This window comes from Pseudanabaena sp. UWO310, from assembly GCF_006861605.1.
In the GTDB taxonomy this organism is placed as follows: Bacteria; Cyanobacteriota; Cyanobacteriia; order Pseudanabaenales; family Pseudanabaenaceae; genus Pseudanabaena.
In genome coordinates this window covers 84,178-108,321 of the sequence record NZ_SELU01000005.1, presented here as the reverse complement: position 1 = coordinate 108,321, position 24,144 = coordinate 84,178, and the positions used below count along the sequence as shown (strand labels likewise).

Genomic DNA, 24,144 nt, shown 5'->3' with positions numbered 1-24,144 from the left:
GCTATATCTTTGGGGCTACAAGGATTGATTCACTTCAATTAGAAATACCTATCTAATATCAATTCACGAAAGTACGACAACACTTTTGTGAATTAAATACCAAACTCAGTAAGATTTTGGGAATTGGTATAAGTAGCTGGGCATAATTAAAATCCAGATTCAAAAGCTGTAGCGCACGCGCAGCGTGCGCTACAGCTTTTAAGATTGTATGCCTAGATACTTGAAATACCTAGGTTTTTAATGTCTTGCTAGGATAATCCTGTAAGAATGGCAATAAATTTTGAGCAAGAGTTACGGGATCGACTCCCATTTCTGTCCTTTGTCTTACTAGCCATCTTGCCGCCTGAGAATGCCACAGGGTCGCGACGATCGCGGCATCCTTGGCGGTCATTCCCTGCGCTAACAAACCACCGATCATTCCTGCTAATACATCACCACTACCACCTCTGGCTAGGGCTGCCGTACTTTCTGGATTGATCCAGACTTGAGAATCAGCTTGGGAATTCGATCGGGCAAGATGATCAGGATCGAACGGACTGGCGATCGCCGTTCTTGCACCCTTTAGCAAAATAGTCGATTGGGTTTGACTTACCGCAATTTGCAGGGCTTCTAAGCGCTCAACCTCGCGCAAGTCTGGAAATAGTCGGCAAAACTCTCCCCAATGGGGGGTCAAAACCGTGGCACGGTTACGATTAGATAATTGTTGATTGATGCGAACTTTCCCCATAGCAGCTAGCCTATTTAATCCATCTGCATCAAGTACGAGTGGTCGATCGCTATTAATTACCTGCTCCACAATAGACCCTGCATCGAGTGAAAGCCCACAACCACAAGCGATCGCTTGGTACTTTTGCCAATCTAAATCGGGGAGCGCGGCGATCGCGCCCGATGGGGTTTCCCTACAGCCGATAACCAGCGCGTCGGGAACTTGGGCTAGCATCAATGGTTTGAGAGAATGGGGAACGGCGATCGATAACATGCCCACACCCGTTGCCTTTGCGCCTAAAGCTGCTAGTACAGCCGCGCCACCATATTGCTCCGATCCGACGACTAAGAGTAAATGCCCGATATCGTACTTATGGGCGATCGCTGATCGGGCGATCGGTAAGCGATCGCTGATCACTGCGAGCGGATCGATGCGCCATAGGGGATGGCGATCGCCAAGAATTTCTTGGATCGATTTTTCGGGGATGTCGAACCCTATTCTTTCAAGATTGCCAATGTAGGGAGAGGCGGCTTCGGACAATAGCCCCCTTTTCCACAAACCCAAGCAAAGGGTATGGGTCGCGCGGATGGCTGTTCCCATGACGTTACCGCGATCGCTATGGATACCTGAAGGTAAATCGATGCTGAGAACTGGAATTTGCCAGCTATTAATGGTGTCAATGGCGATCGCCCCAGCACCGATCACATCTCGATCTAAACCAAACCCAAATAGACCATCAACGAGGAGATCGCAATCGCCCAGATCGGCTAAAGTCACAAAAGGAATACCCAGACTTTTGGCATAGCAGCCATGCACTCGCGTTAAGGGTTTGGACTTGGTAAAGGGGGGATAGATCTTGACCTGTCGCCCTTGATGATGCAATTCTCTCGCTACCACTAACGCATCACCGCCATTATGTCCCGCACCAGCCAAGATCCCGATCCTTTTGTAAGGTTCAGTGGGATATAGTTCGGTTAAGCGCTGCGTAATTTTGAGGGCAACTTTTTCCATCAGTGATGCCACGGGCATTCCTGCTTGGAAAATCAAAGCTTCGATCGCTTGCATTTGACTTGCCGTGACGATTGCCTGTGATGCGAGATTCATTGTTTAGAGCATAAAGTTTAGGGCACAAATTTTAAGGCATAAAGCTTAAGGCACAAATTTCTGGAGACTGGTGGGTAGGTGTTGGCGTACCCAGTTTTTCACTTGGGGGAACTGCATTGCCGCCAAGCCGCTACCGAGAATTAACGCCACTAAAATCAAAATGATAATAAATGCGCTATTGGTCTGTTTGGGAACGGCTAATTCCGTCTTTGCCGACTCAAACTCGTCGAGATCGAAATCTGGATCTTCCTCAGATTCCGATTTCGATGATGATGTCAAGACTAATGCGCCTGCCGCCTCCTCAGATTCAGTTTGAATATCCTCTGTATCAGCTTCTGGGGAGGGATTGATAACTTCTGTGGTGATCTGATTTTCATTAACAAGATCTTGCTCTACATCCTCAGGGGCAAATCGACAGCGCATCAGAGCGACCGTAATATTATCATGCCCATTGAGTTGGTTAGCTTGATCGATCAAATTCTGGCAACCGCGATCAAGGGACTGATTTTCACTGAGGATCGGGAAGAGATAGCGATCGCGAATCTGCTCGACCCGATCGAAATCACTTAACCCATCGGAACAGAGCAGCAATAAACAGTCTTCATCGATAAAAAACCTTTGGACGCGGGGCACGAGCATATCTGAGCCTCTAGTGCCCAAAGCCTGAATTAAGGCACCACCATCGATCCTTTGGGATGAATAGGCATAAAAATTGTAGCCTAGGGTAGTTTCACGGGTTGCCACATCATCGTCAAGGGTAACTTGACGCAGGCTATCCTTGGTGATGCAGTAGAGGCGACTATCGCCAATATGCATGACATATACCTCATTACTCATCTTGCCATTAGGACGGGGCATCACTGCCATAACCAGCGTCGTTCCCATCCTTTTTTGGGCTTGACGCTGTTGCTGGTCGTTAATTGCTACGATCTGATTGTTAACGACACGGGCAACCATTTCTAGCTGGGCAATAAAACCTTGGGCCGAAAAATCGGGATCGGTTTCCGCCTGTTGCAATAGGGTTTTTAGTTGTTGCTCTAGGGTCTTGATTGCCAGAGAGCTAGCCACTTCGCCCCCATCATGCCCACCCAGACCATCGCAAACGATCGCTAAGCGATCGCGGAGGGCTTCAGGTTGTTCGGTACGCTTTTGGCGCTTGGCATCTGGATAACAGGCATCTTCATTGCCCTTATCGGCTCGTTGAATCCCCACATCAGTAGCAGTGGCAATCCTAACGTTGAGGGGCTGATTCTCCATTACATTGAGGGTCATCCGATCCAGATGGGCGATCGCACCGTTAATGTCGTATTCGCCGCGTCCCAAACTATAGAAAAATTCAGCGATCGGTTCGGCAATCTCTGGTTTAGCCAGATCGAGCCACTGTACCCAGATGTCGCCTAATTGGGAAATATGTACGGCAGCAACATCAGCTTGCAATTCCAGCAGACGCACCCACATCCCATCGACCCTTACCAATCGGGGATCGATTAAAGTCCGCGTCATATTCTGCTCAGCTAAAGGCTGCCAGAGGTTGAGGACTTGCCAGAGCAAATTAATCTGTCTTAGTGCGGAGGCTTCAGCCCATGCTTCAGCTAGGGTAGGACATAGCTTGCCTTGGCGATCGATGGGGACATTTTCTAACAAGAATACTTCGGAAAGATTGAGTTCTTCGCCCAGCAACAATAGTCCGTAAGGTCGGGGCAGGTGCAGACTCAATCTCGATAGCTTGAGGTAAGAAACCACATAGGTTTGAAATTCAAGGGGTAACTCTGGCAGGGAGTAAGCATCCGTATCCACAACAATTTGTGAAGAGAGGACATGGTAGCGATCGGCAACCAGCGAGTCGGGCGGAAAGGTATCGGTATCCAGACCGACTGCCCAAAGATATTGCTGCTCAACTGCCGTAGCTTGCTCTTGTTTTTCCATGAAGGTTGTTAATCGCTTACCAAAATTATGGGATGAGGACGGGAAAAGTTGCAGATGTCTTAGAAGTGTTTACATTATCAAATTTAAGGTCAGAATAGACTGCTTCGAGCGATATTCTATCGATAAATTAAGAGATCCGATCTGGGCATTCAAATCTGGGCATTCAAATTACATTTGGTTATTGTAGCTAACTTACAGCGCTTTGCGCTCAAACCCAAACCAAGGGAATTTTTGAAAGCGTTGCGAAGCAACGCTTTCAAAAATTCCCTTATGGTTCGTTTGATCGATATTTGATCGATAATTGCTGTAGGTGGCAGCTAACTTGGGGCTTATTGGTTTAAAAACGCTTTTTAGCCTGACAGAATTTGTTTAGATGTACGAGTTGCTACCAGATCTATTCACAATCTGGGTATTGTATTAGGTAAGCTTTTGATTTATAGAAGCTAAATTTAGCAATAAAAATTTAATACTTTATTTTTTCCGTTTTAATATTTTATTTTCACTTATTTTTTCATTTAATTTTTCACTTTATTTTTTCATTGCACTGCCCTAACCCATGAAGCATCACCTTACCCATCGCGAACAAAAAGTTCTTTGGGCAACTATCGATCACTACATTCACACAGCGGAACCAGTTGGTTCTAAGGCTTTGGTGTCAGAGTACGACTTTGATATTAGCCCTGCGACAATTCGTAATGTCATGAATATGCTCGATCGCAGTGGTTTGTTATTTCAGCCCCACACATCGGCGGGGCGTGTCCCTTCGGATTCAGGCTATCGGGTTTATGTTGATGAATTGATCGATCCCGCTAGTGAGCTTACCTACAGTACTCACCAATTTCTTGCTAGTAAAAGCGATCGCCTCGGCAAGTCTAGTCTCGATGGGGTGATGCGCGATGTCGCGCAGATTTTGGCGACCTTAAGCGGTTGTATTGCGGTGATTACTGCGCCGAATATGCAAACAATGCGTATCAGGCATTTGCAGTTGGTGATGGTGGATCGGTGTAAGGTGATGGCGATCGCCGTAAGCGACACCTATCACACCGCTTCGGTAACGATGGATTTGCCTAGTGAGACTAAGCCTGAAATTTTGGAAGGCGAGTTAAATATTCTCAATAATTTTTTAAACGAACATCTGCGCGATAAAAATTGGTCGGAGTTGAATAGCGCTTTGCAATGGGACGATCTCGATCGCCAGTTTCAGCAATATGCCGTGTTGTTGCAACAGTCTTTACAGCAGTTGATGAAATTATGCGATCGCACAGCATTGGGGCAAATGTTTATTAGTGGCTTAACCGAGTTATTGCGTCAGCCCGAGTTTTCTAATTTGCGACAGGTGCAAAATATCGTGCAGTTACTTGAAGCCGATCGCGCTTCGTTGATGGCGCTGATTGTCGATCAACCGAGTCCTTCTGCTAATTCTGTGAGCATTAGAATCGGTTCCGAAATCTCCATTGAGCCAATTCAGAACTGTACTTTTATTTCTAGTACCTATCTCTGTGATGATAAGCCTGTGGGAACGGTGGGTGTATTGGGCCCAACGCGATTGGGTTATACAAGGGCGATCGCTTCCGTACAGGCGGCGGCGCTGCATCTCACTGACGCAATTAGTAAATGGTAAATTATTCAGTCAGCAAGTATTCAGTCAGCAAGCCCTGTTTGTGATTCGATCGCCCCTTCGGCATCATTCGCGATCGCCTTTAGGCGATCTAATGTATCCGCATTCACTTCCTGCCACATCCCACGCTGATGCGCTTCTAATAAGCGTTCCGACATGTCTCGCAAAGCCCAAGGATTGCTAGATTTAATGAAATTCTGGACTTCAGGATTAAAGATATATGCCTCCGCAATACCCTCATACATAAAATCAGAAACACAATTAGTCGTAGCATCATAGGCAAATAGATAATCAAGGGTTGCCGACATCTCAAAAGCTCCCTTATAGCCGTGACGCATTGCTCCCGATATCCATTTGGGATTAACGACCCGCGATCGATAAACTCGCGCAATCTCTTCACGAAGTTGGCGAACCTTGGGCTGGGTCATCCGTGAATTATCGCCAAAATACACCTCTGGAGCGTTACCAGATATGGATTTGATGGCGGCGGTCATGCCACCCTGAAACTGATAGTAATCATCGGAATCGAGAATGTCATGTTCGCGATTATCCTGATTTTGCAGCACAATTTGCATATTGCCAAGGCGTTGATTAAAGGCTTCAGGAGCCGATTTACCTTCAGATTTGCTGGTATAGGCATAGGCGCTCCAATTGATATAGGCACGGGCTAGATCCTGCTCGCTCTCCCAGTTTTGCGACTCGATCAAGCCCTGTAAACCCGCACCATAGGCGCTTGGTTTTGAGCCAAATACGCGATAACGCGATCGCTCTTGCGCCTGTGCTAAAGTCAATCCTGATGCTTGCCAATGGGTCGATTCTTCTTGAACTTTTGCCGCTAAGGGATTCTGATCGGCGGGTTCGTCAAGATTTGCCACCGCATTCACCGCACTATCAAATAAATCGATCAAGTTGGGAAACGCATCTCGAAAGAATCCCGAAATCCTCAAGGTGACATCGACACGGGGACGACCCAGAATCGATAAAGGCAGGATCTCAAAATCAATCACGCGACGCGATACGCCATCCCAAACGGGTTGCACACCCAGCAGAGCAAGAGCTTCGGCTAAGTCATCGCCTCCCGTTCGCATGGTCGAAGTTCCCCAAATCGATAGCCCTAGGGTTTGTGGATATTCGCCATGTTCTTGCGTGTAGGTTTCGATCAGCACATCCGCAGCCTTGCGCCCGATATCCCAAGCGGTTTCCGTCGGTACTGCCCTAATATCTACAGAATAGAAATTGCGTCCAGTGGGCAGCACTTCGGGTCTACCCCTTGTCGGCGCACCTGATGCACCACTGGGAATATATTCGCCATTGAGTCCACGCAGGAGATTCGTAATTTCTTGCGTGGTTTTGTAGAGAGAGGGGAGGAGGCGATCGCAAATCCATGTTAGTTCTGTCTTCGTTTCAAGGTTTAGATCCCCCCCAGCCCCCCTTAAAAAGGGGGGAGAATTTTCTCTTTCTTCTTCCCCCTTTTTAAGGGGGATTGAGGGGGATCGAGAAGAGATGAGGGCATCCATCAACTCCGCCGCATATTCCTCGATAACTTCCACCGCATCGCCAATAATCCGACAATTTGCTAAGCGTGGATGAGAACTTGAGGGAAGTAACTCGCCTAAATTCGCAGTCAGAGGATCGAAGTCTAAACCCCAATCCTGCGCGATCGCTCTAGTTAGCCCCAAACGATTAGCCGTAGGATTGCGAGCGATCGCTACGACCAAATCCCTTAACTGTCTCCCCTCTGGACATTGCCCGAAAATATGCAACCCATCGCGGATTTGCGCTTCTTTGATTTCGCAGAGATAGCCATCGGCAGTGGTGAGAATTGTATTCAGCGAATCCTCTAAGCGATCTAGAGAAATCCCCAAATCTTGGTGGAGATTTTCCTGTTTGATCGTGTCTATCAAGCGATCGCGAATCATGCCCAATCGAGAGGGATCGAGGGTTTCTGCTTCATAATATTCATCGATCAAGCCTTCTAATTGTTGCAAGCCGCCGTATAGCTCAGCACGAGTCATCGGCGGCGTGAGATGATCGAGAATTACCGCTTGCGATCGCCTTTTTGCCTGAGAGCCTTCCCCTGGATCATTGACAATAAAGGGATAGAAATGGGGCATCGCGCCAAAAGCGGCTTCAGGATAGCAATTTTCTGAAAGCGCTATACTTTTTCCGGGCAGCCATTCGAGGTTACCATGCTTGCCAATATGGGCGATCGCATGGGCGTAAAACTTATCGCGCACCCAATGATAGAAAGCCATATAGTCGTGGGTTGGCTCTAAATCTGGCGCATGGTAATTGAGCGTAGGATCGAGATCGTAGCCCCGTGATGGTTGAATCCCGACAAAAATATTGCCAAATTGCATTCCTGCGATCGCAAATTCTTTCTCACACTTCGGCTCATTCCATCTTGACTGAATTCCATTTTGGACAGGTTCAGGCAAATTCTGGAAATAGCTTTGATAATCTTCTAAGGCTAAAGATTGATTAACCTGCCGCAATCCAAAGGATTCGCGATCGTTAGTCACGCCTGTCGTTAACAACTTCATCAATTCATCGCTAGTTTCAGGAATTTCACCAACGCTATAGCCCGAACTTCGCAAAGCTTTAAGAATCTCCAAACAACTGGCTGGCGTATCTAAACCGACTCCATTGGCTAATCTGCCATCACGATTAGGATAATTGGCAAGAATCAGCGCAATTTTGCGATCGCTCACCTCCGTATGCTTTAAATCGACCCATTTAGCCGCCAGATCCGCCACAAAATTAATCCGCGATCGCACAGGTTCATAGGTCAATACTTCCGTTTGCAAGGAGAGATTCTGTCCCTGCATCGCTTTAAAAGAGACTGCCCTCGTGATAATTCTGCCATCGACTTCTGGCAACACCACATTCATCGCCATATCGCGAGGATTTAGTCCCTGCGTACCATTTGCCCAAGTTTTCTTCAGCCCACCACTAAAAATCACCTGAAACACAGGCACATTCAATGCTTCCCAAAGATCCACTTGCGGCGTATCCGTTTTTAAACTGGCTAAAGAGAAGCTGGTCGTATTTAAAATCAAATCTACTTTCCGACCAGATTCAGGATCGGATTCAGGCAGGCAATAGCGAATTAACTCGGCTTGGACATCGGGTTCTTTGAGTGATGAAACATAGATGGGTAAAGGTTCTAAATTGCGATCGCGTAAGGCTTCACATAAAGCAGCGATCGCTGTCGTATTTCCCGACAAATAATGAGCGCGATAAAAAAGAATCGCCACCAATCCCAGATCCCCCTCAATCCCCCTTAACAAGGGGGAAGAAGAAAATTCTCCCCCCTTTCTCAAGGGGGGCTGGGGGGGATCTATATTCTGAACATTAGGCAGAGTTATGGAATAATAAATCCCTATTCTAGGCACTGATTGCGGAAGTTCGTATTCTGATGCAATATCTAAAAATTCTTTCGCAATAAACTTCAATAAATTCTGATAATTAGATATTCCTGCTTCAATGAAATATTGCCAAGCCTGATTCACGATTGTAAGCGTCGTCGTGGAATGGCTAGTTAGATTCGGATCGGGACGCTCATCCCCTGGCAATACGATCAGGACTGCACCAGTTCTTGACACAGTTTCCTTAACAACTTCTAATCCATAGCTCCAGTAGGACTGTCCCCCAATTAATCTGAGAATAATTACCTTGGCGCTTGCTAAAACCTCTTCGGCATAGGTATCGATCGCTATTTGTTGCTGCAACTGCAATATATTTACTACCCGAATCTGCGGAAAATCCTCAGGTAACTGGGCAGTAGCCGCCGCAAGGGTTTGGATATCCGTATCGGCAGCCGTGATGATGACCATTGGTGCGGGTTGCTGATCGACAAAAACAACGCTGTCGGTGGACTGGTTCCAGCCCCCTGATATAGTAGCAATACGGTGCATTAGGTTCAGCTAGGAAAATTAGGCAATGGCAATTATTATCGCAGGTGAACGCAGTGGTGTGGGGAAAACCACAGTAACTTTGGCGCTATTAGCGGCAATGAAAGCGCGATCGCTATCTAATCAAACCTCAGTGCAATCCTTTAAGGTTGGTCCCGATTACATCGACCCGATGTTCCATTCCTATATCACGGGACTACCCTGCCGCAATCTCGATCCCGTTTTAACATCTGAAGACTACGTACGCTCCTGCTTTGCTAAGCATTCTCGACCTGCCGATTATTCTCTGATTGAGGGAGTAATGGGACTATTCGATGGGGCGACGGGAAAGGATGACACTGCCAGTACTGCCCATATCGCCAGATTATTAAACGTACCAGTAGTTTTAATTCTCAATTGTGCCAGCACATCTCGTTCTATTGCGGCGATCGCCCACGGATATCGTACCTTTGATCCGCGTATTCAGATTGCAGGTGTAGTTCTCAATCGCGTCGGTAGCGATCGCCATTTAGAACTTCTAACTCAAGCTCTTGAAGCATTAAATCTACCAATTCTCGGCGTTCTCCGTCGTCAAGATAATATTGCTATCCCCGATCGCCATTTAGGACTCATTCCCACCGCCGAAATGTCCGATCTCGATGGCATTATCGATCGCTTGGCGCATCTAGGCGAAACTTGTTTTGATTGGGAGAAATTATTACCATTAATGGAAAGCCCTCACCCCCTCTCCCATGGGGAGAGAGGCGTAATAGTTGCGCCCCCTCTCCTGCGGGAGATTGGGCCGGGGGGTGGGAGGCTTCGGATTGCGCTCGCCCAAGATAAAGCCTTTAGTTTCTACTATGCCGATAATCTCGATTTATTTCGAGAAATGGGAGCCGAATTAGTTCCTTGGAGTCCCATTAGCGATCGCACCTTACCTGAAAATATCCAAGGGTTATACTTTGGCGGCGGATTCCCAGAAGTATTTGCTACCGAGTTAACTGAAAATAAAACCGCAAGAGAATCCGTTCACAAGGCGATCGCCGCAGGAATTCCCACCTATGCGGAATGTGGCGGTTTGATGTACCTATGCGATCGCCTTGTCGATTTTGAAGAACAGTCTTTTGCGATGGTAAATATTTTCCCGACGACAGCCAAAATGGGTAAGCTGCTCACTTTGGGCTATCGACAGGCGATCGCCTTACTAGATAGCCCGTTAGTTAAAAAAGGCGATCGAGTTTGGGGACATGAATTTCATCGCTCATCTTTAACAGAAATAAGCGATCGTCCCCTATATTCTCTCCAAGGTTACGATTCCCATTTACAATATCCGACGGAAGGATGGCAAAAATATCAAGTTCATGCCTCTTACAATCACCTCCATTTCGGCGCACAGCGCCATCTATTATCGAGATTTCTCGTAAATTGCCAAAAGTCCAACAATTGATTGAGTTAGCAGATGGTCTGCATTTAAAACCAAACCCAGTAATACCAAATCACAAAATGGCTACGCCATTTTGAGCTTTGGTATTACAGACCAAGAGTTAACAAAAAAATAAGATAGATAAATCGCTTTGATAGCAATATAGTTAGACTGGATTGCAAAGCTTTAGTCGCAAGGATTTGAGCCGTTTGCTTGTTACCCTTATGAAATTCTTGCCATGCCAAGTTGGCATAAGAGGAACTTTCACGTCGTCCTCTGATATAGCTTAACTGCATTATAGTCATGGGATGGCTGATTTGAATTGATGCAGGTAGCCAAGCAAAAGCATGAACGTAATTAGGATCTAATATTATTTTAAATGCATCCTGCAATTCATAGGATGGAGCTAGATCGTAAAATTTACTTTCCGTCTGATGCCTTGAAAAAGGTTGCTTACCAAATACTTCTGACTCATCCTTGCTGGGGCTGTTAATAAATTTCTTAAGCAAATCTTCCGTAACTCGCTGAAAATATTCAGGCTTACATTCTTGAGGTTGTAAATGTTTTGTGAGCATCTTTGCAAAATCAGTAACCGCCTGATGCTGAACTAAGACTCCCCAAGCAATCCCGCTTTCATTTTTCTCAGAACGAAGAATGGGGACGTAACTTTCATTCTGCCTTTCGTATCTCACCGTACTGCCGTGATCCCCCGCCATAAATAGCTCTAGGATCTGGGGGTCGCATAGAAAATAACGTTCGGAGCGATCGCTAACCTTTAGAAAATAGGGCATTAATAGATCGCTAGGAAAAGCCTGAGTACTACTAAGTAACCCAAAGAAAAATCCTTTTAATCCCGTATCAGGGTAGATTTTCCCAGCCGCTAATAGATTACTTAGCGATCGCTGAGATTTTCCAGACCAGCCAATATCAACCGTTGCAAAAGGGACTCCATCTGCCATCCCTTCCTGTTTAAAGTATCCAATAGCTTTCTCCCGATAGTTGGCAGCCATAGATAGAATTAGTTCTGAAACCGATTCTTCTTGAAAGACTTTTTTCAAAGTGTTTTTTTCACTATCCGTTAGATCTTTATCCCAACTATTCGATAACAATCCATAATTAGTTAAAATATCTGAAATCGTCTCAGGCTGCAAATTAACTCTCTGACAAATAATACGAATTGAAAGAAAGCCAGGATTATCAAAAAGCCAATTAAATTCTTGTTCGCCCAATGATTCAATGGCAGGGAAGTGAAAGGCTTGTCTTGACCCATAAAAATAGCGGCAATCAATTGGATAATTCCACTGACTACATATTACTTGCGCGACCTTGTATAGAATTTGACCATCTCTCGCCATAAAATAAAGTCTTTTAATCCCCTGTAACTCCGCCTCCGTTAAGACCCAATAAACAAAACCAAAAATTAGCGGAGAAATGACATTAGACCCAGTATTCCAAATAGTCTGTTTGCTTGCTTCCGTTTCAGTCCCCTGTAACCGACATAATCGACTCGTTTCAGCGAGAAGCGTGCGAAATCCAAGAGGTAGACTAATATTACCTGCTATCAGGTTTTCATAACGGTTCATATCGGCTTTCAAAGAGTTTGAAAATTGCATAATCTTACAGGCTCTAAGGTGAAAACAACTCAATCAATTCTAAACGCTTTATAGGTAGTTCTAAAAAGGAAAGGATTTACATCATTCAGGATGGGCGGCGCAAAGCGCCGTCCATCCTGACCTATATAGCAAGGTTTGATTAAACCCAAAGATGAGTGGCGACGCTTCGCGTCGCCACTCATCTTTGGGGTTTTGCCTTTTTTAATATAGGAGATTTAAGTGGCTTGATAGAGTGCTATATGTCTTTCTAAAAAAAGCTGCTTAGAAAATTTATGTTCAACATCTTGGCGAGCTTGCTGGGCGATTCGATCTAGAATAGGAGACAGTAAAGCTTGACGGAGAGCATTGTTTAAAGCTTCTTGATTAGTAGGTTCAACCAAAAAGCCGTTTTGACCAGACTGGATCATCTCAGATACTCCACCAGTAGAAAATCCCACAATCACAGTGAATGAAAGCATTGCTTCTAAAACTGTCAGAGGCAGATTGTCAGCAAGAGAACAAAACAACATAATGTCAGAAGCAGCATAGATCTTGGACATGGATTCAGGATTACTAATGAATCCCATTTCTAAAACCTCTAAACCTTGCAGCGCTGATCTGATCTCATCATTACAATGTCCAACCGCCAACACAACAGGAGCCAAATCTCGACAGCTTTGTAGAGCTTCAATAGCGTATTTTACGCCTTTATGTGGGGCTGCCAAATAGTTTGCCGATATAGTCACTACTTTTCTATGTTCTGCAATAGAAAGAATTCTTTTAGCTTCATTTCTATTAAGAATTGGGCAAGATTCTGGGTCTATGCCATTAGGGATAATTACAGGGAGTACTTTATATGACAAAGATAATTCTGCTTGATTGGCAATCCATTGACTAGGAAAAATATAGCGAATCATATTGTTTTTAGAAAGCCATCTCTTGATAGATTGAACTTCTTTTGTCCGATCGCGTATTCTGTCTTGCCATCTATTTTGTGGTAATTGCGGACAGTTGTGACAATGACTAATAAATTTTTCGCAGCCAGAAGGATAAAGGCAACCGCCAGTAAAAACCGAGCAATCATGTACAGTAAAAAAAGTAGGTTTCTTTCTAGCGGTCAAAGCTAAAGTTAAAGGTGAAATTGCACTATAGAGATCGTGAAAATGAATGACATCATAATCGTTGATTATATTTGCCAAGTTCAGCCAATATTCGATTGGAAAAAACTCTCTAAGCCCAAAACGACCTGTCGCAGAATGAACTGACTTACATAGCTTTTGAGATCGTCCTTCGCCATATAAGTTCTTTTGAAAAGGATAGGCTTTGATATCTGCAAAGGCGATAAAGTGGTCAGTTGGATACCCAGCTTCATTTAGCCATACTGCCAAATCCTCAGCTACTCTACTTGCACCACCGCTATATCTACCTGACTTACTAACGATCGCTATTTTCATGTTCTATAGCATCACATAATTTTTGGTGAATGAGAATTTATATATTTATTGATTTTTTTGTACCCTTTTTTTAATATTGTTTTTATAATACCGATCATCTCGTAATAGGAATCTATTTTATGTAAAGCAAGTAATACTAAAACGAAACGAGTAACTACATCGTCCGAACTTACAAGACGCTTGCTAGATTTTATGAAAGATTCAGAACCCAGTCGAGTTAAAAAATTGCCACCCTGCTCTTTTTCTAGATATTTGGAAATCTTTAAGAGTGTTTGAATTGCTAAAGGATGGGAATGGCTACAAAGCAATTGGGCTTCATCGGTAGTACAACCATATAGAGTAGGAGCGTTCTCAACCAAGCACTTGTGAGCAAGATCGAAGATGCGATTTTCCCTTATTGCCGCTTGAGTAGTACTAAGGGGATGTACTCGATAATAGATCAGTTTTTGATTGAGATTTGCAAGTTTGAAGTGAGATGCTAAGCGCAACCATAAATCGTAATCTTCTACATTTTTTAGATCTCGGTAGTTCCCAACCTCAAGTACCGCAGATTTTCTAAAAAGAACACTGGGATGACAAATACAATTGGAGCTGAGCATGATATGGACAATGTCATCATGGCTTTCAGGTATTAAATAATCATACTCCTGAAAATTATTTTTGTCGTCAATATATTGTTGTTGGCTGCCGACGAAGGCAACTTCAGGATTCTCTTTTAAAAAAGCGATCTGTTTCTCTAAGCGATCGGGAAAGTTAACATCATCCGCATCAATTCGAGCACAAAATTCCGTATTACATTCCTCGACTAATCTTTTTAAAGATCCTCCTACTCCATAGGGTTCGCCAGTAAATACTTTACCTGGTAGACGACTAGGAATCCACTTATCCAACTCTTCCAAAGTTCCATCCGTCGATCCATTGTCCCATACCAAAACTTCCCAGTCTTTATAAGTCTGAGCTTCTATCGAGGCAAGTGTTTCTGGTAAATATGGCATACCATTGAGAATTGGAATTAGCCATGTTACGCGATCGTTCATAGGTGTCTCAATAAACAACTTCGCAATACTTATTCGCCGTTCAGAAGCGTAAATTTACAAGTTACCGCACCGTCAAAAGTTCGTTTTGCGCCGTATCCTTCCTTAGCGGAATCAACAACCTCAATATCAAAGGTAGGCTCAATGAAGTCCAAGACATTATTACTTCTAGTATCAGCAAGCCAAAATCCGACAACATATATACCAGGATTTAGATGCAGTTCCTCGATTCTTAACTTAAATATATTCTGTCCTGCTTTTAAAGTTACTATTTGACCGAGAGAAGCAATATCCGCATTGACTAGCTTTACGCCTAGACTATTGTAAATTGTAACAGCTAGACTCCCAATTAATCTCTCTTCATCCGATTCAATACTTAAAGTGAATTCTAGAACGCCGTTGGGATAAGGATGCGAATAGGTAATATCGTTAAAACTACTGTACTGAAATTTTGTAAATCGAGCTTCACCAGTTCCAGATCTATTTACGTTAGATAAATCAATCCATTCATTAGGGGAAGATTCCTGTGAATTGTTAGCCAAATAAATTGTCATAACATTACTGGTTATATCATTAGCAATTAATTTGCCTTTCTCTAACATTAAACATTTGGAACATAGCCGTTGGATCGCATCCATATTATGACTGACAAACAAAACTGTGCGCCCTTCATCCTTTGATATGCTTTGCATTTTACCAAGGCATTTTTTTTGAAATTGGACATCCCCGACTGCTAGCACCTCATCTACAATCAAAATTTCTGGTTCTAGGTGCGCAGCTACTGAAAAAGCAAGTCGCGTATACATACCCGATGAATATTTTTTGACGGGGGTATCAATAAACTTAGAAACTCCTGCAAACTCAACGATTTCATGGAATTTTTTTTGAATTTCTATTTTCCCCATCCCGAGGATGGCTCCATTAAGATAAATGTTTTCTCTTCCTGTCAGCTCTGGATGAAAGCCAGTTCCTACTTCTAATAAACTTGCTACTCGACCCCTAATAGAGATCCGACCGCTTGTTGGCTCTGTAATTCTACTTAATATTTTTAGTAATGTCGATTTGCCTGCGCCATTACGACCAATTACACCAATTCTATCTCCTTGCTTAATTTCAAAAGAAACATTTTGAAGAGCCAAAAATTGCTCGCGACTGGGATTATTTATACTTTCACTAGAAGACTTTAGGAGCTTTTGACTGAAAGACTTTATGCCATAACTTATTGTTTCTCGTAGAGATTTTGAATAGCTTGCAGATCCATCTCCTTGGTGATTAATTGTGTAAGCCTTGGATAGATTCTCTACTTTGACAGCAGTTTCAGACATATATTTCACTCCATCTAATCTTTCTATTTAAATATGCAGGCTCCTTAAATCACATCGGCAAAGGTTCGTTCCATCCTACGAAAATACCAAATCCCACTCCAAAGCAATAAAAACACGAAGGCCATTGACAAACTAAAACCTGGTAAGTAGATCTTGGAATCTCCTCCTAAAATAGCCCACCGAAAGCCATCTATTACGCCAACCATGGGATTAATCGAATATAACAATCTCCACTGCTCTGGCACAATGCTACTACTAAAACCCACTGGGGAAATGTACAAACCAAACTGGACGATAAAAGGAACTACAAAGCGAAAGTCACGATATTGAACGGTTAAAGATGCAAGCCATAGTCCTGCTCCCATGGATGCTGCGGTCGCAATTAGAATGAAGAAGGGCAATGTTAGGATACGCCAGTCTGGAACAAAGTTATACCATGCCATTAATCCAAGTAGGATCATGCCAGAGATCATGAAGTCTACAAAGCTGACAATGATCGCACTGGTGGGAACGATTAGGCGGGGGAAATAAACTTTAGAAATTAGGTTGGCATTCCCAACTAGGCTATTACTGCATTCACTGAGGGCATTGGAGAAAAACTGCCAAGGTAACATTCCAGCGAATACTAGGATCGGATAAGGTACTCCTTGAGATGGTAATTTCGCAAGCTGCCCAAACACTACCGTAAATACGACCATTGTTAGAAAAGGTCTAATTAAAGCCCATGCAATGCCGATCGCAGTTTGTTTGTAACGAACTAAAATATCACGCCAAGCAAGAAAATAAAACAGTTCACGATATCGCCAGAGGTCTTTCCAATACTGCTTTTCAGTACGACCAGCTTCAATCACGAGTTCCTTGGTGGCAGCGATATTTTGGTCGTTCATAATGTTGATTTAACTCAGTACGTTGTAAAAATATCGAAGAAATCGAAGTGCAAGTTGTCTAGATAATTTAGCACTAGTTTACCTAGCACTAGTTTACTCAATACTAGTTTACCTAGCACTAGTTTAGAACTGGCGCAAGAAACGTAAGTCGCTTGTAAATAAACGACGAATATCGTCAATTTTATGCAAAACCATTGCCACGCGATCTACGCCAAATCCCCAAGCAAATCCCGTAACTACTTCGGGATCGTAGCCAACAGCTTTGAAAACATTGGGGTCGACCATACCACATCCTCCTAATTCTAGCCAACGGCCATTCCACATAACATCAACTTCAGCAGATGGTTCGGTGAAAGGGAAATAACTGGGACGGAAGCGGATTGGGCATTCACCCAGTAGTTCCTCGACGAAGGTTTTAACAGTACCTTTAAGATCGCCAAAGGTTAATCCCTCTTCGACTGCTAAAAGCTCAATTTGGTGGAAAATTGGTGAGTGGGTCGCGTCAATATCATCCTTACGATAAACTCGTCCAGGGCAAGCAATTCTCAGAGGTGGCTCGTTTTCTTCCATATAACGGATTTGTACCGAGGAAGTCTGCGATCGCAGCAGCTTGCCATCACTTAAATAGAGAGTATCCGCCATGTCGCGGGCAGGATGGTCGGCAGGCGTATTCAAAGCCTCAAAGTTATAATAATCGGTTTCAATCTCAGGTCCTTGAGCGACGGTAAAACCTAAGCCAACTAAGATATCTAACATCCGATCAATCGTACTTTGGATGGGATGCTGTCTGCCTTGATAGGAACGTAAAATTCCAGGCATAGTTACATCAAGGGTTTCAGCTTCAAGTTGCTTGGCTATTACTAGTTTTTGAATGCTAACCTTACGTTCTTCTAACTGAGTTTGTAATGTTTGTTTAACTTGATTAGCGATCGCACCTACCTGAGGACGTTCTTCTGCTGATAGTTTGCCCATTGCTCCGAGAATCTGAGAGAGAGTGCCTTTTTTTCCTAAGTACTCCACCCTTAACTGTTCCAACTCTTCAGGAGTTTGCACATCCCCAACTGACTTTGTGGCGATTTCTGCCAGAGATTGCAATTGAGCAGTTAAGCCCTCTAAATCCGTTGCCATCAACGTTTCCTTATATATTTATGAAGATTTTTCTCTCATCACTTTAGCAGAAAACATACAAACTCTACGGCTATTTTGAGATTGATAGTTCTCTTTCGCCAAACATTAAAAGAGTTCTGGCGTTTTTTCTATTTATAGCTGTCGCCAAGTGTATTAGGACATAAACCCCAAGAATTGAGTGGCGGCGCTTCGCGCCACCGCTCAATTCTTGGGGTTTGATTACTGTAGCTATATAGTGCTTGGCGCAGCAACTCGAACCCAGAAATTTAGGACAAAAATCAAACCCCAAAGAGAGTTGCCGCGCTCCGCGCGGCAACTCTCTTTGGGGTTTGATGTCCTGATACAGTTGGCGGCAGCTATACAAGGCTTAAAAAAGATAAGGAGTTGGGTACGAAATCCCCAACTCCTTATCTTTTTAAGATGAAATCTTAATTTCTATCTGCTGACTGAAGCTAAGAATGCCATCGGATCGACCGCACTACCACCGTTAGGACGGATCTCAAAGTGGAGGTGGGGACCAGTACTAAATCCAGTGCTACCCATAGCAGCAATTAACTGACCTTGGCTAACGCTCTGTCCTTCTTTGACATGAATTTCGTTGAGGTGACCGTATCTGGTGATCGTGCCATCGGGATGACGAATATCAATCATATTGCCGTAACCGCCATCACTCCAGCCCGCGTAATCTACCACACCTGTAGAAGCAGCTAAAACTGGTGTACCAATGGGAGCAGCAATATCGATACCTTGGTGAACTCGACCCCAGCGCCAGCCAAAACCAGATGTAATCACGCCATCGGCAGGCCAAATAAAGCCACTGGACAAGCCGTAATCCTGTACATCGGGGAGGTAAGCGCTAGCAGTTAGTTGCGGTAACTGGGGAGTAACACCCGAACGATCGCTTGGATTGGCGATCGCCGCACGGCTACTGTCAAAGTTGCGATCGGGATTTGGAGATGCGTTGAGGTTTGCCGAAGCAATTCTTGCGGCTTCAATCTTACGAGCTTCTTCAGCTTTACGTGCCGCTTCTTTAATTTCAGCGTCGCGAACTTTAGCATTTAGCTGATCTACTTCCGATTCCAGCCTTTTAACTTCAAGGGAAGTCATTCTGGCTTCGGGATCGGGTAACAAAGCAACTTGATTGGGCTGAGCCGTTGTGGCAGTCTGCTGATCGACCGATGCCGATGCAGGCACTTTGGGGGCAAGGCTAGATGCGGCTACCCTTGTCGGAATTTGCACATTTGGCTCAGATGCAGGCTGAGATGATGGGGCAATAGGCTCGGCAGAGTTGTTAACACTTTGCTCGATCGCTCGACTTGTCGGAATGCTGGGAGCCGATACTGCGGCTACGGGAGCAGTCTTTACACTCGGTTCGGCTACAGGCTGGTTGGGCGATTCCGCAGGAGTATTACGCAGACTAGTCTTTTGCTCGGTGAGCAAGGATGTTGGTATTTGGGGAACCGACAAAGCTGCGGCAATTCTGGCAGGAAGCTGTACTTTAGGCTCAGCTACTGGCTGAGACGAATTAGCTTCGAGGGGGATCGAGCGATTGGCGCTGTACTGTTCGGCAGCACTTGCCGTAGGAATCGATGGTGTAGAAATCGATCTTGCGGGTAAATTAAGCGCCGTTGGCGATAAATTAGGGTTTTTATTGTTATTAGGAGCACCTAACTCACCCAATAGCCGATCAGGAGCAAATGGGAATAGCGCTACAGCTACCTTGGTAACTGGCTCACTGGCAATCGGTAAATTGGGATTAACAGCCGTAGGCTTGAGCTGCAAGTTAGATGATTGCTCCTGTACGGGAGCGCTAGGGAGGTTTGCTGATGCTTCTGTCCCCGTTAATTGCATTAAGCCATCCCAAGTCAGCCCGCGATTAGCAGCGGCAATTTTGGTTGTTGATTTCGGTAGCACCATGGGAGTAGCCGCAGAAACCCTGAGCTGATCGACTTCTCTTGGCAAGCTAGGAGAAGATGGCGTATCTAGGTTTCTAGTTGTTTCAGACAGGGTCGCTACAGGGGGCGGCACTTGCTTGCTTGGCTTTTCATTAATAGAAGCAGCCACTGTTTGCACAGGAGGCAGGTTCCGCTCTTGAGGGAGCTTTAACTCTTGATTTAATTCTAACCATTGAGGATTTTCTAGCTTGTTAGCCTCAATAATTGCCTTTTGGTTGATCCCATACCGACGAGCAATGGTTTCAATCGTATCGCCGTTTTGAACCTTGTAGGCAACGTACTTAGGTTGCTTGGAAATCTCATTTTCCGCAACATTAGCCTTAGTGCTGGTGCTAGCTAAGGTCGCAGTCGCTTTTTTGCCTTCTAAAGCTTGCAAACGCTGCATTAAGCGTTCTTTCTCGGCTAATAACTGCCGCTTAACATGACCTTCCTTAACTTGCATTAAAGTAGCGACATTACCAGGGATCACTAGAGGCTGATCGATCGCTAAAAAGTCACCAGAAGCGAGGGAGGTAAACTTAACAATTTCGCTCTTAGGAACGTTGTAATAGTTGGAAATAGCTTCGAGGGTATCGCCTGGCTTAACCTTGTGAACTAAACCGTTCACAGGCGGAATCAATAACTTTGTTCCAGGCTGTAACTCGGTATTGGCACTTATGTTATTGGATGCTGCGATCGCTGCTGCATCAACTTGATAAACCTGCGTCAATTTCCAGAGGGTTTCATCTTCACGCACCTCGTGGACAATTACGCCTTGAGAGTTATCCCATGTGCCTGAAGCGATCGCGCTTCGCGCCATCTCATACTTACGATCTTGGTTTTGCGCCATCACATCCGTCAAGGTTCGTGATGAAGTCGCAACTGGCGTTACCTTAAGATTATTATTCGCTGTTTGTTGGTTGATCAACACCCCCACGGTTCCCGCAGATAAGGCAAGCCCTAAAACTGCTAGCGAACGACGAACTTTCAAAGAGGATATCTTTTCGCCCAATGTCAGGGAAACATTAGTCGTCAGATCCTCGTCTTTGGAAGATATCTTTTTCAAAAAACTGCCTCCTCTAAATCTAGCTTTGCCCCTGATAAATCAAGTGTGAGAATAAAGCGAGCTAAATAACTAAGCTTTTTTAAATTAGCAAAATCATTAACTCAGCAAGGAGCGATTACACATCATAAGTTACCTTGATCTTTTCCTTAAAACAAGTTCACCACGAACAGTTAAAAAATCAATTTTGTGCATCAAAACTCCTTGGATAGACAAACGCATGTTCTAAGTTAGTTTGTCAAGCACCAGTTTGGTAAAGTAATCTTGCAAAATCTATAAAAAAATAGTTTGTGCTTAACTATGCCTAAAGATAGTTTTTGGCTAAACCTTCGCTCCCCCCAGAGCTACTTTTTTGAGTCTACAAGATGATTTTACTTAATCAAGAATCTTAAGGTATCTCTCATCTCGATAGATAGCAAGAGCAGTTATTAGAGTTTTTCATTCAGGTTATCTTTTAATATCTCATTCTTACGCTTATTTACTACGTTTATTGATTTAAATTGATTTTTCTTTTGTGTAACCTTTTTTTAACAATCTACGCCAAAAAACTTTACCGAATAATTTCCGAGTAAGAGACAACACCTAAATTGCTGAAGACTTAAATTGCCCCCTAAGGGACTTGCGAGAAAATAAGATGCCAATCCAGATTTGCCAGAATCGTTGGTGCGGCTCCGCCGCACCAACGATTCTGGTTTTATATTTGGTACTTTATTAAATCGCAAGTCCCTAAAGGCTTAAATTGCAAGCTAAAGGCTAATCTGCAAGCTAAAGGCTTAGCTTGCCATTTACTTGTAATTAGCTAAGCATAAGTAACCTTAAAACCTAGAAGGGCATACCGCCTGCTACGCGGGCAGTATGCCCTCTTAGCTACTTAACGATCGCGATCGGCAGGATGTATGGATAATTACATTGGGTACAGGAATAGCTTAAAATTACTTTAAAAATGCCTCAAAGAAGGAAATCACATTTGGAGATAGCAGCTTTCAGCAGCATAGCTAAGTCATAGGGAACTTGCCTGTATTAATAGGCTAGAACAACTTTAATGTACTTGATATGCCCGAAATATGCCCGAAAATGTGATCTGGCTAATAGGTAAACTTTCAGAATCAGGATAGTCAACCCTAAATGTTGGATATCCTGATTCTGAAAGTCTACTTTTTAGCAATATCGGCTAATTTAAAGACTTTTTAGGAAAAGAAGATCTATGAGCATTGGATATCTCGCGCTGGTCTTACACGCTCACCTACCCTACGTTCGTCACCCCGAAAGTGACTATGTGCTTGAAGAAGAATGGTTGTATGAGGCGATTACTGAGACCTATATTCCCCTAATCAAAGTCTATGAGGGACTCAGGCGAGATGGCATTGATTTCAAAATGACCATGAGTATGACACCACCGTTGGTATCTATGCTCCGCGATCCTCTTCTGCAAGAACGCTATGACAAACACCTCGCCCTTTTACAGCAATTGGTAGAACTTGAGGTCATTCATAACGAACATAATGGTCATGTTAAGTATCTGGCGGAGTACTATGTCAAAGAATTTGCGGAAACTCGCGAAATTTGGGAAAAATATAGTGGCGATCTCATAACTGCGTTTAAGCAATTTCAAGACACCAATAATCTGGAGATTATTACCTGTGGGGCGACTCACGGCTATCTGCCACTAATGAAAATGTATCCAGAGGCAGTTTGGGCACAGCTAGAGGTTGCTGTTGAACATTACACCAACGAATTTGGGCGGGCTCCGAATGGAATTTGGTTGCCAGAATGCGCCTATTACGACGGATTAGAGCGAATGCTTGCCGATGTGGGCTTACGCTATTTCCTTACCGATGGGCATGGAATTTTATATGGTCAACCCCGCCCTAGGTTTGGAACCTACGCCCCTGTTTTTACGGAAACAGGAGTTGCCGCCTTTGCGCGTGACCATGAGTCCTCGCAGCAAGTATGGTCATCGAAGGTTGGCTACCCAGGTAATCCCGTTTATCGTGAATTTTATAAGGATTTAGGGTGGGAAGCTGACTATGAATATATCAAGCCGTTCATCATGCCTAACGGTCAGCGAAAAAATACAGGGGTCAAGTATCACCGCATTACAGGTAGTGATTTTGGCTTAGATGCAAAACAACTTTACGATCCTTACTGGGCGAAGGAGAAAGCAGCCGAACATGCGGCTAACTTTATGCAAAATCGCGAGCGGCAGGTTGGCTATCTCCATGAAATGATGGGTCGCCCTCCGTTGGTAGTATCTCCCTATGACGCAGAGTTATTTGGACATTGGTGGTATGAAGGTCCTTGGTTTATCGATTTCTTGATTCGTAAATCCTATTACGACCAAACCACCTATGAAATGACCCATTTGGCAGATTATCTGCGCAATAATCCGACCCAGCAGGTATCGCGTCCTGCCCAATCTAGTTGGGGGTACAAAGGTTTCCACGAATATTGGCTAAATGAGACTAATGCTTGGGTCTATCAACATTTGCATAAAGGTGCGGAGCGGATGATTCATTTGTCCTATCGCGAACCTGCCGATGATTTAGAATGGCGAGCCCTCAATCAAGCCGCAAGGGAGCTACTTTTAGCTCAATCCTCTGACTGGGCATTTATCATGCGTACGGGCACTATGGTTCCCTATGCAGTAAGAAGGACGCGATCGCACTTAATGCGATTGGAGAAATTATTTGATGATATTGAGGCTGGCAAGATTGACTCTGGATGGTTGGAGAAGATTGAATATATTGACAATATCTTTCCTGATATCAATTACAGAACTTACCGTCCTCTAACGGCTGGCTAAGCGCGATCTGTATGTTTTTATAGCTAAGCCCAAGAGGCGAATGGCGGCGCAAAGCGCCGCCATTCGCCTCTTGGGCTTGCTGAATTTATCAAAGCCAAGCCCCAAAAGCATGAGGGAACCCATTGTGTTCCCTCATACTTTTGGGGCTTGGCTTTTTACTTGCCTATCGCATTGCTTAGTGTCGTAAATTTCTCCGAGACATTGCAATAAGCACAATTTTCTTTACATTTATTTAAGAAAATATCAGTAACATA

13 protein-coding genes are annotated in these 24,144 nt (G+C 44.2%); 3 read left to right on the top strand and 10 right to left on the bottom strand.

Features of this window, described 5'->3' with window-relative positions; genetic code table 11:
- Nucleotides 1-229: 229 nt before the first annotated feature.
- Nucleotides 230-1,810, bottom strand: coding sequence for an NAD(P)H-hydrate dehydratase (locus PseudUWO310_RS03340; RefSeq protein WP_142598985.1), 1,581 nt, complete (start codon nucleotides 1,808-1,810; stop codon nucleotides 230-232).
- A gap of 45 nt (nucleotides 1,811-1,855) precedes the next feature.
- Complete coding sequence (locus tag PseudUWO310_RS03335; RefSeq protein ID WP_142598983.1) at nucleotides 1,856-3,736, bottom strand: protein phosphatase 2C domain-containing protein; 1,881 nt, start codon at nucleotides 3,734-3,736, stop codon at nucleotides 1,856-1,858.
- A gap of 556 nt (nucleotides 3,737-4,292) precedes the next feature.
- Here PseudUWO310_RS03335 and hrcA point away from each other — a divergent pair.
- Nucleotides 4,293-5,357: a heat-inducible transcriptional repressor HrcA gene (hrcA, locus tag PseudUWO310_RS03330; RefSeq protein WP_009626463.1), complete on the top strand. Its 1,065-nt coding sequence runs from the start codon at nucleotides 4,293-4,295 to the stop codon at nucleotides 5,355-5,357.
- 20 nt (nucleotides 5,358-5,377) lie between these two features.
- On the opposite strand, the gene cobN is transcribed toward hrcA, so the two are convergent.
- Nucleotides 5,378-9,271 (bottom strand): cobaltochelatase subunit CobN, encoded by a 3,894-nt coding sequence (gene cobN / locus PseudUWO310_RS03325; RefSeq protein WP_142598981.1) that lies wholly within the window; start codon nucleotides 9,269-9,271, stop codon nucleotides 5,378-5,380.
- A 25-nt stretch (nucleotides 9,272-9,296) separates the two neighbouring features.
- On the opposite strand from cobN, the gene PseudUWO310_RS03320 reads away from it, so the two are divergent.
- Complete coding sequence (locus PseudUWO310_RS03320) at nucleotides 9,297-10,694, top strand: cobyrinate a,c-diamide synthase (RefSeq protein WP_142598979.1); 1,398 nt, start codon at nucleotides 9,297-9,299, stop codon at nucleotides 10,692-10,694.
- Nucleotides 10,695-10,777: 83 nt separating this feature from the next.
- Here PseudUWO310_RS03320 and PseudUWO310_RS03315 read toward each other — a convergent pair whose 3' ends face one another.
- The 7 genes from PseudUWO310_RS03315 to PseudUWO310_RS03280 all read right to left on the bottom strand — a co-directional run bounded on the left by PseudUWO310_RS03315 (nucleotide 10,778) and on the right by PseudUWO310_RS03280 (nucleotide 21,090).
- A complete protein-coding gene (locus PseudUWO310_RS03315) occupies nucleotides 10,778-12,283 on the bottom strand; it encodes a hypothetical protein (RefSeq protein ID WP_142598977.1) in 1,506 nt (501 codons plus the stop codon).
- Between the two features lie 215 nt (nucleotides 12,284-12,498).
- Nucleotides 12,499-13,716 carry a glycosyltransferase gene (locus PseudUWO310_RS03310; protein ID WP_142598975.1) on the bottom strand — a complete coding sequence of 406 codons (1,218 nt, stop codon included), beginning with the start codon at nucleotides 13,714-13,716 and terminating at the stop codon, nucleotides 12,499-12,501.
- Between the two features lie 11 nt (nucleotides 13,717-13,727).
- Nucleotides 13,728-14,753 (bottom strand): glycosyltransferase, encoded by a 1,026-nt coding sequence (locus tag PseudUWO310_RS03305; protein ID WP_142598973.1) that lies wholly within the window; start codon nucleotides 14,751-14,753, stop codon nucleotides 13,728-13,730.
- A 29-nt stretch (nucleotides 14,754-14,782) separates the two neighbouring features.
- Complete coding sequence (locus PseudUWO310_RS03300) at nucleotides 14,783-16,075, bottom strand: polysaccharide ABC transporter ATP-binding protein (RefSeq protein ID WP_142598971.1); 1,293 nt, start codon at nucleotides 16,073-16,075, stop codon at nucleotides 14,783-14,785.
- Nucleotides 16,076-16,119: 44 nt separating this feature from the next.
- Nucleotides 16,120-16,962: an ABC transporter permease gene (locus tag PseudUWO310_RS03295; protein ID WP_055073993.1), complete on the bottom strand. Its 843-nt coding sequence runs from the start codon at nucleotides 16,960-16,962 to the stop codon at nucleotides 16,120-16,122.
- A gap of 123 nt (nucleotides 16,963-17,085) precedes the next feature.
- A complete protein-coding gene (gene pheS / locus PseudUWO310_RS03290) occupies nucleotides 17,086-18,090 on the bottom strand; it encodes a phenylalanine--tRNA ligase subunit alpha (protein WP_055073992.1) in 1,005 nt (334 codons plus the stop codon).
- Between the two features lie 435 nt (nucleotides 18,091-18,525).
- On the bottom strand, nucleotides 18,526-21,090 hold the full coding sequence (locus PseudUWO310_RS03280; protein ID WP_142598967.1) for a LysM peptidoglycan-binding domain-containing M23 family metallopeptidase: 2,565 nt from the start codon (nucleotides 21,088-21,090) through the stop codon (nucleotides 18,526-18,528).
- 1,201 nt (nucleotides 21,091-22,291) lie between these two features.
- Here PseudUWO310_RS03280 and PseudUWO310_RS03275 point away from each other — a divergent pair.
- Nucleotides 22,292-23,890 (top strand): glycoside hydrolase family 57 protein, encoded by a 1,599-nt coding sequence (locus PseudUWO310_RS03275; protein WP_055076228.1) that lies wholly within the window; start codon nucleotides 22,292-22,294, stop codon nucleotides 23,888-23,890.
- The last annotated feature ends 254 nt before the right edge of the window (nucleotides 23,891-24,144 follow it).

Bases quoted from the DNA above. Each gene is read 5' to 3' on its own strand.
- PseudUWO310_RS03300 (WP_142598971.1), bottom strand. From the start codon at position 16,075: ATGTCTGAAACTGCTGTCAAAGTAGAGAATCTATCCAAGGCTTACACA.
- pheS (WP_055073992.1), bottom strand. From the start codon at position 18,090: ATGGCAACGGATTTAGAGGGCTTAACTGCTCAATTGCAATCTCTGGCA.
- PseudUWO310_RS03305 (WP_142598973.1), bottom strand. From the start codon at position 14,753: ATGAACGATCGCGTAACATGGCTAATTCCAATTCTCAATGGTATGCCA.
- PseudUWO310_RS03310 (WP_142598975.1), bottom strand. From the start codon at position 13,716: ATGAAAATAGCGATCGTTAGTAAGTCAGGTAGATATAGCGGTGGTGCA.
- hrcA (WP_009626463.1), top strand. From the start codon at position 4,293: ATGAAGCATCACCTTACCCATCGCGAACAAAAAGTTCTTTGGGCAACT.
- PseudUWO310_RS03295 (WP_055073993.1), bottom strand. From the start codon at position 16,962: ATGAACGACCAAAATATCGCTGCCACCAAGGAACTCGTGATTGAAGCT.
- PseudUWO310_RS03340 (WP_142598985.1), bottom strand. From the start codon at position 1,810: ATGAATCTCGCATCACAGGCAATCGTCACGGCAAGTCAAATGCAAGCG.
- PseudUWO310_RS03315 (WP_142598977.1), bottom strand. From the start codon at position 12,283: ATGCAATTTTCAAACTCTTTGAAAGCCGATATGAACCGTTATGAAAAC.
- cobN (WP_142598981.1), bottom strand. From the start codon at position 9,271: ATGCACCGTATTGCTACTATATCAGGGGGCTGGAACCAGTCCACCGAC.
- PseudUWO310_RS03275 (WP_055076228.1), top strand. From the start codon at position 22,292: ATGAGCATTGGATATCTCGCGCTGGTCTTACACGCTCACCTACCCTAC.
- PseudUWO310_RS03335 (WP_142598983.1), bottom strand. From the start codon at position 3,736: ATGGAAAAACAAGAGCAAGCTACGGCAGTTGAGCAGCAATATCTTTGG.
- PseudUWO310_RS03320 (WP_142598979.1), top strand. From the start codon at position 9,297: ATGGCAATTATTATCGCAGGTGAACGCAGTGGTGTGGGGAAAACCACA.